Genomic DNA, 15960 nt, shown 5'->3' with positions numbered 1-15960 from the left:
AGAGGGCCGGGGTGAGGGGCGAGGGGAAAGGTTTAGAACTAAAGGAACAACGATGACAAATCTAAAAAAGCGCGAGCGAGCGAGAACGAATGCATCGTTAATCTCTATGGTGCAGCGTTTTTCTGATATCACCATCATGGTCGGCGGACTGTGGGCGGTGTGTTGGGTCAGCGGGCAGTCGTTCTTATACATGCACTTGCTGATGGCGTTGATTGCGCTGGTGGTGTTTCAGATGATCGGCGGCATGACCGATTTCTATCGTTCATGGCGTGGCGTCAAAATGACCACCGAACTGATGCTGCTGCTCCAGAACTGGACCTTAAGCCTGATTTTCAGCGCAGGCCTGGTGGCGTTCAGCCATGATTTTGATAATCGGCTTGTGACCTATCTCTGCTGGTATCTGTTAACCAGCGTTGGCATGGTGGTCTGCCGCTCGCTGATCCGCTTTGGCGCGGGCTGGCTGCGCAACCGTGGGTATAACCGTCGCTTTGTTGCCGTGGCGGGCGACCTGCCGGTGGGACAGGTGTTGCTCGACAGCTTCCGCAAAGAGCCGTGGTTAGGTTTTGAAGTGGTGGGGGTTTATCACGACGCGAAGCCCGGCGGCGTACCATCTGACTGGGCGGGCAGCTACGAACAGCTGATAGAAGACGCGAAAGCCAGCAAAATTCACAACGTCTACATCGCCATGCAGATGAAAGATGAATCCCGCATCAAGACACTGATGCGCGAGCTTGCCGATACCACCTGCTCGGTGATCCTCATCCCTGACGTGTTTACCTTCAATATTCTCCACTCCCGTATTGAAGAGGTGAACGGGGTACCGGTTGTTCCGTTGTACGACACGCCGCTGTCTGGGATTAACCGCGTGCTGAAGCGCGTGGAGGATATCGTACTTTCGTCCCTGATCCTGCTGCTCATCTCCCCGGTGCTGTGCTGCATTGCGCTGGCGGTGAAGCTCAGCTCTCCGGGGCCGATCATCTTCCGTCAGACCCGCTACGGCATGGACGGTAAGCCGATCATGGTGTGGAAATTCCGCTCCATGAAGGTGATGGAGAACGACAAGGTGGTGACCCAGGCGACGCAGAACGATCCGCGCGTCACCCGCGTGGGTAACTTCCTGCGCCGTACCTCGCTCGATGAGCTGCCGCAGTTCATCAACGTGTTCACCGGCGGGATGTCCATCGTCGGGCCTCGTCCTCACGCCGTGGCCCATAACGAGCAGTACCGTACCCTGATTGAAGGCTACATGCTGCGCCATAAGGTGAAGCCAGGCATCACCGGCTGGGCGCAGATCAACGGCTGGCGCGGCGAGACCGACACGCTGGAAAAAATGGAAAAACGCATCGAGTTCGATCTGGAGTACATCCGCGAGTGGAGCCTCTGGTTCGATATCAAGATTGTTTTTCTGACCATTTTCAAAGGCTTCGTGAATAAAGCGGCGTACTAAGATGAGCTTACGAGAAAAAACCATCAGCGGCGCAAAATGGTCAGCCATGGCCACCATCGTCATCATTGGCCTCGGCCTGGTGCAGATGACGGTGCTGGCGCGCATTATTGATAACCACCAGTTCGGCCTGCTGACGGTCTCGCTGGTGATTATCGCGCTGGCCGATACGCTGTCTGACTTCGGTATCGCCAACTCGATTATCCAGCGCAAAGAGATTAGCCACCTGGAGCTGACCACGCTCTACTGGCTGAACGTCGGGCTGGGTATCTTCGTCTTTGTGCTGGTGTTCCTGCTGAGCGATGTGATTGCCAGCGTGCTGCATAACCCGGACCTGGCGCCGCTGATGCGCGCACTGTCGTTTGCTTTCGTGGTGATCCCGCACGGGCAGCAGTTCCGCGCGCTGATGCAGAAAGAGCTGGAGTTCAACAAGATCGGCATGATTGAAACCAGCGCCGTGCTGGCGGGCTTTACCTTCACCGTTGTCAGCGCCCATTTCTGGCCGCTGGCGATGACCGCCATTCTCGGCTACCTCGTTAACTCTGCCGTGCGCACGCTGCTGTTTGGCTTCTTTGGCCGCAAGATTTATCGCCCGGGACTGCATTTTTCACTGGCGTCTGTTTCATCCAACCTGCGCTTCGGCGCGTGGCTGACGGCAGACAGCATTATCAACTATGTGAATACTAACCTCTCTACGCTGGTGCTGGCGCGCATTCTGGGCGCGAGCGTCGCGGGCGGCTACAACCTGGCGTATAACGTCGCGGTTGTCCCACCGATGAAGCTCAACCCCATCATTACCCGCGTGCTGTTCCCGGCGTTCGCCAAAATTCAGGACGATACCGAGAAGCTGCGCGTAAACTTTTACAAGCTGCTCTCCGTGGTGGGGATCATCAACTTCCCGGTACTGCTGGGGCTGATGGTGGTCGCCAGCAATTTCGTACCGCTGGTGTTTGGCGAGAAGTGGAACAGCATCATCCCGATCCTGCAACTGCTGTGCGTTGTGGGGCTGCTGCGCTCGGTGGGGAATCCAATTGGTTCTCTGCTGATGGCGAAGGCGCGCGTGGATATCAGCTTCAAGTTCAACGTGTTTAAAACCTTCCTGTTTATTCCGGCAATTATTGTGGGCGGGCACATGGCGGGCGCCATTGGCGTGACGCTCGGCTTCCTGCTGGTGCAGATCGTTAATACCGTGCTGAGCTACTTCGTGATGATCAAACCGGTGCTGGGCTCCAGCTACCGTCAGTACATTCTCAGCCTGTGGCTGCCGTTTTATCTCTCCTTACCGACTCTGGCGGTGAGCTACGGCCTGGGCGTGGTGCTCAACGGGCATCTGCCGCTGGCGGCGCTGCTTGCGGTGCAGGTCGCGGCAGGCGCGCTGGCATTCGGCGTGATGATTGTACTGTCACGCAATGCGCTGGTGGTTGAGATAAAGCGCCAGTTTTGCCGTAACGAAAAAATGAAAACGCTGCTTCGCGCAGGCTAATTTTACGAGGCCATTATGAAATTACTTATTCTTGGCAACCATACCTGCGGCAACCGTGGCGACAGCGCCATCCTGCGCGGTTTATTGGATGCAATTAACACCCTTAAGCCTGAGACAGAAGTGGATGTGATGAGCCGTTATCCGGTCAGCTCATCCTGGTTACTGAACCGCCCGGTGATGGGCGACCCGCTCTACAGCCAGATGAAACAGCACAACAACGCTGCGGGCGTGATGGGGCGCGTGAAGAAAGTACTGCGTCGCCGCTACCAGCATCAGGTGCTGCTTTCTCGCGTAACCGACACCGGCAAGCTGCGCAACATCGCCATCGCGCAGGGCTTTACCGATTTCGTGCGTCTGCTGTCCGGCTATGACGCCATTATTCAGGTGGGCGGTTCGTTCTTCGTCGACCTGTACGGCGTGCCACAGTTTGAGCATGCGCTCTGCACCTTTATGGCGAAAAAACCGCTGTTTATGATCGGCCACAGCGTCGGGCCGTTCCAGGATCCGCAGTTCAACCAGCTGGCGAACTATGTCTTCGGCCACTGTGACGCGCTGATCCTGCGTGAATCGGTCAGCCTCGACATGATGAAACGTAGCGAAATCGACACCACCAAAGTGGAGCACGGCGTAGACACCGCCTGGCTGGTAGATCATCAGGATGACAGCTTCCAGGCCAGCTACGCGGTACAGCACTGGCTGGACGTGGCGGCAAAACAGAAAACCGTCGCCATTACCCTGCGTGAACTTGCGCCCTTCGATAAACGCCTCGGCACGACTCAGGCTGCGTATGAAAAAGCCTTTGCCGAGGTGGTGAACCGCGTGCTGGACAGCGGTTACCAGGTGCTGGCGCTCTCCACCTGTACCGGTATTGACAGCTACAACAAAGATGACCGCATGGTGGCGCTCAACCTGCGCAACCTGGTGAACGACCCGTCCCGCTACCACGTGGTAATGGACGAACTGAACGACCTGGAGATGGGCAAGCTGCTCTCCGCCTGCGACCTGACCGTGGGCACGCGTCTGCACTCGGCCATTATCTCGATGAACTTCGGCACGCCAGCCATCGCCATCAACTACGAACACAAGTCCGCGGGCATTATGCAGCAGCTCGGTATGCCGGAAATGGCCGTCGATATTCGTCATCTGCTGGACGGTTCGCTGGGTGCGATGGTGGGCGACACGCTCGGCCAGCTGCCTGCGATCAACGAACGTCTGGCGGTGGCGGTGAAAGCCGAACGCGAAAAAGGTATTGGCATGGTGAAATCCGTCCTCGACCGCGTCCGGGAGGGGAAATGAAGGTTGGTTTCTTCTTACTGAAATTTCCGCTGTCGTCTGAAACTTTTGTGCTGAACCAAATCACCGCGTTTATCGATATGGGGTATGACGTGGAGATTATCGCCCTGCAAAAGGGCGATACGCAAAACACCCATGCGGCGTATACCCAGTATGGGCTGGAGGCGAAAACCCGCTGGTTGCAGGACGAACCCGCCGGACGGATGAACAAACTGCGCCATCGCGCCGGACAGACGCTGCGCGGCCTGCATCGCGCCTCGACGTGGCGGGCGCTGAATATGTCGCGCTATGGGGCGGAGGCCCGCAACCTGATCTTATCCGCCATTTGCGGGCAAACGGCCCAGCCGTACCGGGCCGATGTCTTTATCGCTCACTTTGGCCCGGCTGGCGTCACGGCGGCAAAACTGCGTGAGCTGGGGGTGATTGACGGCAAAATCGCCACGATTTTCCACGGTATCGATATCTCCAGCCGTGAAGTGCTGAACCACTACACGCCGGAATATCAGCAGCTGTTTCGCCGTGGCGACATGATGCTGCCGATAAGCGACCTGTGGGCCGGGCGCCTGAAAACCATGGGGTGCCCGATCGAGAAAATCACCGTTTCACGCATGGGCGTGGACATGGAACGCTTCACCCAGAGACCGGTCAAGGTGCCGGGCAAGCCGCTGCAAATTATCTCTGTTGCCCGCCTGACCGAAAAGAAAGGGCTGCACGTAGCCATCGAAGCCTGTCGCCAGCTGAAGGCGCGTGGTGTGGACTTCCACTATCGCATCCTGGGTATCGGGCCGTGGGAGCGTCGTCTGCGCACGCTGATTGAACAGTATCAGCTGGAAGACGTGGTCGAGATGCCGGGCTTCAAGCCGAGCCACGAAGTGAAAGCCATGCTCGACGAGGCGGATGTGTTCCTGCTGCCTTCCGTAACCGGCGCCGACGGCGATATGGAAGGCATTCCCGTGGCGCTGATGGAGGCGATGGCGGTCGGCATTCCGGTGGTCTCGACGTTACACAGCGGCATCCCGGAGCTGATCACCTCTGAGCATTCCGGCTGGCTGGTCCCTGAAAACAATGCGCTGGCGCTGGCGGACCGTCTGGCCGCGTTCAGCGATATCGACCAGCAGACGCTGATCCCTGTGCTGCAAAATGCGCGGCAAAAAGTTGAAGCAGAATTCAATCAGCAGTTGATAAATCGCCAGTTAGCGAGCCTGCTGCAAACGCTGTAACGCTGAGGTTGTATGCTGAATAAGATTACCCGACGCCGATTTGTCTCTTCTTTATCCGTCCTGGCTGCCATGCCGCTGCTGTCGCCCCGCGCTGTGCTGGCGGCAACCGGGAAGACGGTTTCTGTCGATCGCTATAACAATAACGACTGGATCGCCGCCTTTAAGCAGGCATTTACCGAGGGCGATACCGTTGTTGTTCCCGCCGGGTTAACCTGTGAAAACATCAATACCGGCATTTTCATTCCTGATGGCAAAACCCTGCTGATCCGCGGTGCGCTGAAGGGCAACGGCCGCGGGCGGTTTGTGCTCCAGGAAGGCTGTAAGGTCATTGGGGAAGGAGAGGGGCGCACGCATAACATTACGCTGGACGTGCGTGGCTCCGACTGTGTCATTAAAGGGCTGGCGATGAGCGGCTTCGGCCCCGTCACCCAGATCTACATTGGCGGTAAAAAGCCGAGAGTGATGCGTAACCTGCTTATCGATCGCATTGCCGTGAGTCAGGCCAACTACGCCATTCTGCGCCAGGGTTTCCATAATCAGGTGGACGGTGCGCGCATTACCAACAGCAAATTCAGCCATTTGCAGGGTGACGCGATTGAGTGGAACGTGGCGATTAACGACCGTAACATCCTGATCTCTGACCACGTGATCGATAACATCAACTGCACAAACGGCAAGATCAACTGGGGCATAGGCATTGGGCTGGCTGGCAGCACGTACGACAATGACTATCCGGAACAGCAGACCGTTAAAAACTTCGTGGTGGCAAATATCACAGGCAGCAACTGTCGGCAGCTGGTGCATGTTGAAAACGGTAAACACTTTGTGATCCGTAATATCAAGGCGAGTAATATTACCCCTGACTTCAGTAAAAAGGCCGGAATTGATAACGCGACGGTAGCTATTTATGGCTGTGATAATTTCGTTATTGATAATGTCGATATGGTCAACAGCGCCGGAATGCTAATTGGCTATGGCGTGATCAAGGGCGATTATCTGTCGATACCGCAGAACTTCAAACTTAACGATATTCGCCTGGATAACCGACAGCTTGCCTATAAGCTGCGCGGGATACAGATTTCCTCCGGCAATGCCACGTCGTTTGTTGCCATCACCAACGTGGAGATGCAGCGGGCAACGCTTGAGCTGCATAACAAACCCCAACACCTTTTCTTACGTAATATCAACGTGATGCAGGAGTCAACAACGGGACCGGCCCTGAAGATGAACTTCGATTTGCGTAAAGACGTGCGCGGGAAATTTATGGCTAAAAACGAGACGTTGCTGTCGCTTGCGAACATAAAAGCGGTTAATGAAAAGGGGCAGAGCTCGGTGGATATTGATCGCGTTGATCAACACGTGGTGAATACGGAACGGTTGAATTTTGCGCTGCCGCACAGGTGATCATCCAGACTATTTTGCGACAATTCCTGGAACGAAATCGCGATCTATTCAGATTACAACTACTGTAATTTGTGGTGGGGTGACCTAGGATTACTTAATATTTACGGCAAAACATGCTGGCGAAAACAGGTTTAAAAGCTATAATTCGTCAACCATTTTAAGGTGGAAGAAATAATGATTAATTTGAAAGCAGTCATACCGGTAGCGGGTCTGGGCATGCATATGTTGCCAGCCACGAAGGCAATTCCTAAAGAGATGCTGCCGATCGTTGACAAGCCGATGATTCAGTACATCGTCGACGAGATTGTTGCTGCAGGGATCAAAGAAATCGTTCTGGTGACGCACTCTTCGAAGAATGCGGTAGAGAACCACTTCGACACCTCTTATGAACTCGAAGCGTTGCTTGAGCAGCGCGTTAAGCGTCAGCTTCTGGCGGAAGTTCAGTCTATCTGTCCTCCTGGCGTGACCATCATGAACGTGCGTCAGGCGCAGCCGCTGGGTCTGGGCCACTCGATCCTGTGTGCGCGTCCGGTCGTAGGCGATAACCCGTTTATCGTGGTACTGCCCGATATCATCATTGATACCGCCTCTGCCGATCCGCTGCGTTACAACCTGGCGGCAATGGTGGCACGCTTTAACGAAACGGGTCGCAGCCAGGTGCTGGCGAAACGTATGAAGGGTGATCTCTCTGAGTACTCTGTTATTCAGACTAAAGAGCCGCTGGAGTCGGAAGGGCAGGTGAGCCGTATTGTTGAGTTTATTGAAAAACCCGATCAGCCGCAGACCCTGGACTCCGACCTGATGGCAGTCGGCCGTTATGTGCTGAATGCCGATATCTGGGCTGAGCTGGAAAAAACCGAGCCGGGCGCCTGGGACCGTATCCAGCTGACCGATGCGATTGCCGAGCTGGGGAAAAAGCAATCCGTTGATGCCATGCTGATGACCGGTGACAGCTATGACTGCGGTAAGAAAATGGGGTATATGCAGGCGTTTGTGAACTATGGCCTGCGTAACCTGAAGGAAGGGGCGAAGTTCAGAAGCCGGATTGAGAAGTTGCTGGCTAACGACTGATAGTCCTTCCGCAGCCTGAAAGACCTTATGCGCGGCAGCCATCATTTTGTTATGTTGTTACCTAAACAAAATGATGGCTGCCGCTTTTTGTTATTAATTCCTGTGATAACAGAGAGTTACCTGCTTCAAATCTGGACTGATTTGTAACGATTTGTGCTTGTTTCCGAATCCATTTAGGACGACAATTAACGCCAGTTTTTTGTCTGTAATCAGACCTCAAAATCCTTTATTCAACATTCGCTCAGTGCACTGGTAGCTGTTAAGCCAGGGGCGGTAGCGTGCCTTTTTTACACACAATCTAGTATTGAGCAAAGCAGGAGAAGCAGGATGTTACTTCCAGTGGTGATCGCAGGAGGAACAGGGAGTCGACTATGGCCGATGTCTCGCGAGTTGCAGCCTAAGCAATTCCTTTCATTCCATCAGGGCGGATCGATGCTGCAAAATACGATTTCACGCCTCGACGGTCTGGATGTGACCGATCCGATTGTTATCTGCAATGAAGATCACCGTTTTCTGGTGGCCGAGCAGTTGAGACAAATGCATAAGCTCGCCGGGAATATCATTCTTGAACCTGTTGGGCGCAATACGGCACCGGCTATTACTCTGGCTGCCCTCCATGCACTGGAAACTGGTGAAGATCCTCTCATGCTCATTCTGGCTGCCGATCACTTGATTGCCGACACAGCCACATTCCATTCCGTCATTACCAACGCCATTCCTTTTGCAGAACAAGGCAAATTGGTTACCTTCGGTATCGTGCCTACGCAGCCAGAAACTGGCTACGGCTACATTCAGCGTGGTGAAGAACAACATGCCGATCAGTCTACCGCCTGGAAAATCAAGCGCTTTGTTGAAAAACCGGATCAGGCGACCGCTATCTCTTACCTCGAAAGTAAAGAGTATCTCTGGAACAGCGGTATGTTTATGTTCCGGGCCTCTTCCTATCTGAACGAAGTTGCGAAATTTTGTCCGTCGATCCTTGATGCATGCAAAAATGCCATGCAGCAGCCCGTCAGCGATCTCGATTTTATCAAACTCGATAAAGAGACATTCACCTGTTGTCCGTCTGATTCCATCGACTATGCGGTGATGGAACATACAGACCTGGGCATTGTGACGGCGATGGATGCAGGGTGGAACGACGTGGGCTCGTGGTCAGCGCTATGGGAAACCTCGTCGCATGATGCTAATGGCAACGCGCTGATTGGCGATGTTTTCACCCATCAGACCCGCGATTGTTATATCCGCAGCGAAGGGAAATTAACCGCAGCGTTAGGGTTGGACGACCTTATTATTGTTAATACCAAAGATGCGCTGCTGGTTTCCCATAAGGATAATGTCCAGGATGTGAAAGTTGTTGTTGAGCATCTAAAAGCCCATTCACGTGCTGAATGTCGCGAACATACCACGCGTTATATGCCTTGGGGCCATGTCGAAACGCTTGTTCGTGATACGCGTTACCGGGTTAACCGTGTAACCATTATTCCTGGTGGTGAGCTCTCGCTTCAGCTGCATCATCATCGTATTGAGCACTGGGTTGTGCTGACCGGAACGGCGCTAATTGGTGTCGAAGGGAACGAAATTTATCTCACTGAAAATGAATCAACGACAATCCCTGTGGGAAAAAAACATAAGCTCTCGAATCCAGGAAAAATAAATCTGGAAATTCTGGAAATTCAGTTTGGTAGTTATTTGGGTGAAGATGACGTACTAAGGATTTCATAATGGAAAATAACAATAAAAAATTAAGTTGTTTTAAGGCCTATGATATTCGGGGGAAATTAGGTGAAGAGCTTAATGAGGATATTGCCTGGCGTATTGGTCGCGCTTATGCGCAATGTCTGGAACCAAAACAGGTTGTTGTCGGCGGCGACGTTCGTCTGACAAGTGAGTCTCTGAAGCTGGCTCTCGCGGAAGGCTTGATGGCGGGCGGCTGTGATGTGCTTGATATTGGACTTTCTGGCACAGAAGAGATTTACTTCGCCACCTTCCATCTGGGCGTTGATGGCGGTATAGAAGTAACGGCCAGCCATAATCCGATTGACTATAACGGGATGAAGCTGGTTCGCAGCGGTGCCCGGCCGATCAGCGGTGACACGGGTTTGAAAGAGATCCAGCTCCTCGCGGAAATAAATGATTTCGCCCCATCTCAGCGTATGGGAAGCTATAAAAAGATTAACGTTCTTAATGAGTATGTTGATCATTTACTGGGCTATATCAATCTCGACAATTTCCGCATTAAACCGATTAAGTTAGTCATCAACTCCGGTAATGGTACCGCGGGGCACGTTATTGATGAAATTGAAAAGCGTTTCAAAACGGCCGGCATTCCTGTCGATTTTATAAAAGTTCATAACGATCCGGATGGTACTTTCCCGCACGGTATTCCAAATCCACTTCTGCCAGAAGCACGCCAGGATACCGCCAATGCGGTTGTTACAGCTGAAGCGGATATGGGTATCGCGTTTGACGGAGATTTTGATCGCTGCTTCCTGTTTGACGAGAAAGCCAATTTTATCGAAGGTTACTATATCGTTGGACTCTTAGCAGAAGCCTTCCTGAATAAAGAGCGTGGCGCGAAAATCATCCACGACCCGCGACTGACCTGGAATACGGTTGATATTGTCGAGCGCGCGGGCGGGATCCCTGTGATGTCTAAAACCGGTCATGCTTTTATTAAAGAGCGTATGCGCAAAGAGAATGCGGTATACGGCGGTGAAATGAGCGCTCACCATTATTTCCGTGAGTTTGCTTATTGTGACAGCGGCATGATTCCATGGTTGCTGGTTGCTGAACTGGTAATAACATCCGGACGCTCTCTTGGCTCGCTGGTGGAATCACGTATCGCACGCTTCCCTGTATCTGGTGAAATTAATCGCAAAGTGGTCCATGCTTCTGCGTTAATTGATGAGATTGAAAACCGCTACTCCTCCCTGGCTGTGGATATTGACTACACGGATGGACTGAGCATGTCTTTCCCGGGCTGGCGCTTTAACATTCGCACCTCCAATACCGAACCGCTGCTGCGTCTAAATGTGGAAGCAGATGCCGATCTGGGTTTAATGGAAGCGAAACGAGATGAGCTGTTAGGGCTGATAAAAAGCTAATTTCTAAGTTGCCTAATCGCGTGGGAAAATATTAATGTTAGAAGTCTTATTAGCGGCAATCGTAGGTTTAATTTTCTTTTTTGTTTTCCTCGCTCTGCACCTACGCATCAGGTTGTTAATGGTGCTGGTATGTAGCATTCCGCAGCTCTATCTGGTGCAATTAGGTGGAGCCGATGTTCCAATGGCATTTCTGCTTCCGGCATTGCTCCTGCCTGAATTTATTATTAATGCAAACCGGTTCTTAGCAAAAGCAACGAATATTATGCTTCTTGGCCTGATACTCATCAGCACCCTGAGCCTTGCGTGGTCGGTTGAGAAATCGATGGGTATTCGTGATATTGCCTATTTGTGTGAATTTATCGTCATCTCAAACGCCGTCTACGTTTTAGCGGTGAAAGATCGAGTTGCATTGTATAAAACTATCAACGTTATGTTGTTTTTTGTTTGCTTGCAGGCGATTACGGTCATCACCTTTAGATTTAATGAGTCACTCGAATTGGCGGTAGTGTTGTCCCCTATAAGTAAATATACGATGGGAATGAATACGCTTCAGAGCTTATTAGATGGAGCCAGGAATAACTTCTACGATCCGGTTAAAGCGGGTGGGGTTTTGTTCGTTAATGCCAATGCTGCTGCCTGTTATGCAGGAATCTCATCCTTTATGGCTTGGGGCATTTACAAGGCGTTGAAATCAAAAATCACGCTTATGATGGCTATTCTGCTCTGGGCAACCGTATTTTTTACCGGCTCCAAAGCGGGCGTCCTTTTCGCGATACTTATCCCGGCATTTATTTTCTATCTGAAACTTCAGCGTTCGACACGCGTCATTTTGAGTTCAGTAGGCGCCTCGTTTGCCATAGTATTAATCGCTATAAGCGTTGTTTTCAGCATTACCGAACAAAGCGTTTTTTTAAAAGAATCCACGGATACGGCTGAAACACGTTACGAGATATGGAACTATGCGTTTGACGCATTTTTAAATAATCCACTGATGGGGCAGGGCTACGGTGGTTGGGAAGCCGATTACAGTAAGCACACTGATTATTTCCTTCCGCCACACAACACGCTTATTTATCTTTGGTCTAAGTCAGGAATTATTGCTTCAATGCTGGGGCTAGGTTTTATCCTTTGCAGCATTGGGGTTGCTTTGAGAGCAATACGAAGTACAAATAATGAACAAAAAAACATCGGCTTTTCCTTCCTGATGGTGCTTTCCTGGCTTTTTGCTCACGGATTTGGCGAAAACTTTGGCTTAATAGGTGAGCAACACCAGATGATCGTGTTAGCCGTAATGCTTGGGCTTTGCCTGGCAGCAAATTTACCAATTAATCGGCATAATAGGGTACAGGAATGAAGACGGTCGGTATTTTCAGAAACCAGCTTTTTAAGGGTTCGGAAGTTTTTATTCAGCAGCAGGCTGAAGCATTACAGTGTTTTGATAAATGCTATATCGGCAGACGCCTTATCGGGACGAAACCAGAAGGCTCAGTCGCATGTGTATTGAATGAACATGGAAATGTTTACGGTAAACTCGCAGAAATGGTGAATGCGATCACCACGTCGCAGCTGCCTTATCAGTCTGTTTTAAAATCACAGCCCTTAGACCTCATTCATGCACACTTTGCGATCGATGGACTTTATGCTTTAAAGCTGGCGCAGAAGAAAGGTATTCCTTTGGTGACAACACTTCATGGATTTGATGTGACGGTCAGTAATAAGGATTTACTGGCGTCACGGTCACCCGCCTGGATTAATTATCTTCTTCATCAACATAAAGTAAAAAGTCAGGGTGATAAGTTTATTTGTGTTTCAGATTTCATTGCCCGCCAGGCTCTGCAACACGGTTTCCCGGAAAGCAAAATCATTCAGCACTATATTGGTATTGATGTGAATAAATATCAGCCGCGTGCAAAAGAGGACGATCAAGGCATTATCCTTCATGTTGCAAGGCTGGTAGAGAAAAAAGGGACAGCCGTTTTAATCAATGCAGTCAAGCAGGTAAAGTTATTAAATCCTGATGTTAAGCTTGTGATTATAGGAGAAGGGCCGTTATTGGATGGGCTGAAGGCTCAGGTCACATCCCTTGGTCTGGATCAAACCGTTACTTTTACAGGCGCGTTGCCCCACGTCGATGTTATGGCATGGATGCGTAAAGCTAGCATGTTGGTTTTACCGAGCATTACAGCGAAAACCGGTGATGCTGAAGGGTTGGGTATGGTTCTTCTTGAAGCGGCAGTGACCGGTGTTCCTGTCATCGGTACTCAGCATGGTGGGATACCAGAGGCGATTATAGATGAGCAAACTGGATTTTTAGTTAAAGAGCGAGATGACAAGCAGCTTGCAGATCGTATCTCATACTTATCTAATAATGAAAATATAAGATTTATTATGGGGACTAATGCGCGTGAATTTGTTAATCAAAAGTTTAACTTATCTCAACAAACAACAAAATTAGAAAATATATATCAAAAACTTTTATAATAGGCTGCGCATGAAACATAATATTCTTATTGTTTGCCGCTCGTTACCCATTCATACACTTGGTGGTATGGAGCTTATTACATTAGATTTAGTATCAGAGTTGGCCAAAAATTCAAATAACGACGTTACTGTTCTAACAACTGATATTGAACCAGAAAAAAAACAACAGAATGAAAACTTCGCTGTTAGCTATGTCGCTGGCAGTCCCTCAGGTAAATATAGTCGTTATTGGTGGAGTCGAAGTTCTTTAGAAGCACGAAAAATAATTCTTGAGAAAAATATTGATTCGGTAATTAGTGTGAGCTCTGGAGCTTACGAGATTGTTAAGCTCAAAAAAGAGTTTCCAAATGTTAAATTTATTTTCCAGGCTCACGGAACTTCGTTAGGCGAAATAGTATCGAAGTTTAGATCGAAAAATATTAAATCAATAATAGGTAGTGTCAGAAACTTCTCCTGGATTGTAAAAGATATCCTGAGTTATAACCGATTCGACAAAATTGTAGCTGTTGGAGGTCATGTATATAAGCAGCTAACATCAGGTATTTTGTCACATTTTTTTGAAAAAAATAAATGTGTGTGCATCAATAATGGTGTTGATAATGCCCTATTTGGATATGACGAAAATCGACGTCTTTTGAAAAGAAGTGAGCATGATATCGAAACCAACATAAAGGTTTTCCTTTCAGTTTCACGTTTACATAAGCAAAAGGGCGTTCTAAGTGCTATTAAACTATTTAATGAATATAGAAACTTAAACAAACACTCGTTTCTAATAATTGTTGGTGATGGGCCTCATCGAAAACAAATACAAGAGTATGTACACTCTCTGGGTATAGCTGATTCGGTTTTATTAGTAGGTAATAAAACAAGAGTGCAAATAAGCGAGTACCTTTCGGCTTCAGATTGTCTTTTATTCTTAAGCGATCGTATTGAAGTCGGTCTAACCTTGAATATGCTTGAGGCGTTGACTTCAGGCTTACCTATTGTCGTTGGTAATAATTTTAAAACCACGATTGATAATCCTGGTGCTTTAAATAACTTGATTTTTTCAACTAATGTAAATGAAATAGATTGTAAAATTCAAGAGGGGCTTGAAAAAAGGAGCTCTTTTGTTACTAACGATTATAGCTTAAGTACAATGGCTAATAAATATCAAACATTGCTCGATAGAATGATGAGTAACAAATCACAATGAAAAAAGCCATTAGCCAGCTGCTTGGCGGCAATATGCTTTCGAAGGTCCTTGGTTTGGTCAGGGAAGTTTTGATGGCAAAATTTTTTGGTACAGGAGATATCAACGGGGCTTACCGTATTGCGCAAACGGGAACCCTAGTACCAATAAACTTTATGACCAGTGACAGCCTTAATTCAGCATTCATCCCATTATATAAAAAATATCTCACCGAGAATGAATTTCGTGCATCGACTTTCAAGCTCTGTATGTTTATTTTTTTCGCTCTGATATCTGTATTTATATTCATTGTTCTGTATTTTTTATCAGACTATTGGATCGGTATCATGGCTCCCGGAATTGGCGGGAATGCGCGTGAGATGTCGACTGAGTTACTTAAGATAATGGCAATTTGTTGTCCTTTCTATCTTTTTTCAGCGTTGATAAATTATTTGTCGATGGCACATGGAGATTATAAACCCATATCTATGCGGGCCTCCATTCAGAATGTCGGCATGCTGTTGGGAGTGGTTGCTGCATATTATTATAATAATTATCTATTACTTGCATGGGGTTTTACAGGTAGCTATATAATTTTTAGTATCTGGGCGCTTATCCGTGCAAGAAAGGGCACTATTCTAGCCCTCCCTGGTCGTTTTGATGCGGCCGAAGTCAAATTGGTAATGAAGAGTTTTTGGATAACGCTTCGGCCCTTGCTTATACTACCTCTAATATTGCAAGGTAATATTACTCTGGAAAGGGCACTAGCATCATTAATCAGTATTGATGTAGTGTCCGGACTCGATTATGCCCGGTTTATTACTGACACTGTTGTTTTTATTTTGTCTGTGCCAATAGCATTTGCTGGATTATCTGAATGGTCATCGCAGAATCCAGAAGTTGTTCGAGATAAGATAAGGTTTATTTATAATTGGCTGGCACTGCTTGTTATAAACATGTCTTTTTTCATTTTTTTCTATGCAAAAGACATCGTTATTCTACTGTTTATGCGTGGTGCATTTGATCAGCACTCCGTAACGGTAACAACTGATATTATTCAAGGAATGTGCATAGGCCTTTGGGCTCAGGTGATAGGTTATATATTCATTAAGGCATTGAGCGCACATCTCAATAATAAGAAAGTATTGGTTGTGATGATGGTTGCATTGCTGAGTAATGCGGTTGTCAACCTGGCGACGTATAAAATGTGGGGTGCATTTGGGTTAGGGCTAGGGAATTCGATATACAGTTTAATGATGTTTATCCTTAGCGCGTGTTACTTAAGA

Annotated in this window: 12 protein-coding genes; all 12 read left to right on the top strand. The window is 49.1% G+C overall.

Features of this window, described 5'->3' with window-relative positions:
• Window positions 1–52: 52 nt before the first annotated feature.
• Complete coding sequence (gene wcaJ / locus INF86_RS22135) at window positions 53–1447, top strand: undecaprenyl-phosphate glucose phosphotransferase (RefSeq protein ID WP_193543932.1); 1395 nt, start codon at window positions 53–55, stop codon at window positions 1445–1447.
• Window position 1448: 1 nt separating this feature from the next.
• On the top strand, window positions 1449–2927 hold the full coding sequence (gene wzxC / locus INF86_RS22130; protein WP_155025710.1) for a colanic acid undecaprenyl disphosphate flippase WzxC: 1479 nt from the start codon (window positions 1449–1451) through the stop codon (window positions 2925–2927).
• Between the two features lie 15 nt (window positions 2928–2942).
• The gene (gene wcaK, locus INF86_RS22125; RefSeq protein WP_022648628.1) at window positions 2943–4223 is read left to right on the top strand and encodes a colanic acid biosynthesis pyruvyl transferase WcaK; all 1281 of its coding nucleotides are present in this window, start codon (window positions 2943–2945) and stop codon (window positions 4221–4223) included.
• A complete protein-coding gene (gene wcaL / locus INF86_RS22120; RefSeq protein WP_193543931.1) occupies window positions 4220–5440 on the top strand; it encodes a colanic acid biosynthesis glycosyltransferase WcaL in 1221 nt (406 codons plus the stop codon). The genes wcaK and wcaL overlap by 4 nt, the downstream gene beginning before the upstream one ends.
• 12 nt (window positions 5441–5452) lie before the next feature.
• Complete coding sequence (wcaM, locus tag INF86_RS22115) at window positions 5453–6844, top strand: colanic acid biosynthesis protein WcaM (protein ID WP_193543930.1); 1392 nt, start codon at window positions 5453–5455, stop codon at window positions 6842–6844.
• Window positions 6845–7018: 174 nt separating this feature from the next.
• Window positions 7019–7915 carry a GalU regulator GalF gene (gene galF, locus INF86_RS22110; RefSeq protein WP_038416367.1) on the top strand — a complete coding sequence of 299 codons (897 nt, stop codon included), beginning with the start codon at window positions 7019–7021 and terminating at the stop codon, window positions 7913–7915.
• Window positions 7916–8242: 327 nt separating this feature from the next.
• Complete coding sequence (locus tag INF86_RS22105) at window positions 8243–9640, top strand: mannose-1-phosphate guanylyltransferase/mannose-6-phosphate isomerase (RefSeq protein WP_193543929.1); 1398 nt, start codon at window positions 8243–8245, stop codon at window positions 9638–9640.
• Window positions 9640–11022 (top strand): phosphomannomutase/phosphoglucomutase, encoded by a 1383-nt coding sequence (locus INF86_RS22100; protein ID WP_032609656.1) that lies wholly within the window; start codon window positions 9640–9642, stop codon window positions 11020–11022. The genes INF86_RS22105 and INF86_RS22100 overlap by 1 nt, the downstream gene beginning before the upstream one ends.
• Window positions 11023–11056: 34 nt before the next feature.
• Entirely contained in the window at window positions 11057–12376 is a 1320-nt protein-coding gene (locus tag INF86_RS22095) for an O-antigen ligase (protein ID WP_032609654.1), read from the top strand.
• Window positions 12373–13503, top strand: a complete 1131-nt coding sequence (locus INF86_RS22090) for a glycosyltransferase (RefSeq protein ID WP_023295010.1) — start codon at window positions 12373–12375, stop codon at window positions 13501–13503. The genes INF86_RS22095 and INF86_RS22090 overlap by 4 nt, the downstream gene beginning before the upstream one ends.
• Before the next feature lie 10 nt (window positions 13504–13513).
• Window positions 13514–14698: a glycosyltransferase family 4 protein gene (locus INF86_RS22085; RefSeq protein WP_038416365.1), complete on the top strand. Its 1185-nt coding sequence runs from the start codon at window positions 13514–13516 to the stop codon at window positions 14696–14698.
• Window positions 14695–15960, top strand: a 1266-nt coding sequence (gene murJ, locus INF86_RS22080; RefSeq protein WP_227414849.1) for a murein biosynthesis integral membrane protein MurJ, incomplete at its 3' end; no start/stop codon positions are given. The genes INF86_RS22085 and murJ, both read left to right, overlap by 4 nt.

Source organism: Enterobacter cloacae complex sp. I1M (assembly GCF_014982425.1).
Taxonomy (GTDB): domain Bacteria; phylum Pseudomonadota; class Gammaproteobacteria; order Enterobacterales; family Enterobacteriaceae; genus Enterobacter; species Enterobacter intestinihominis.
Note: the sequence above shows the minus strand (reverse complement) of the source record. Positions and strands in the feature narration are given on the sequence as shown.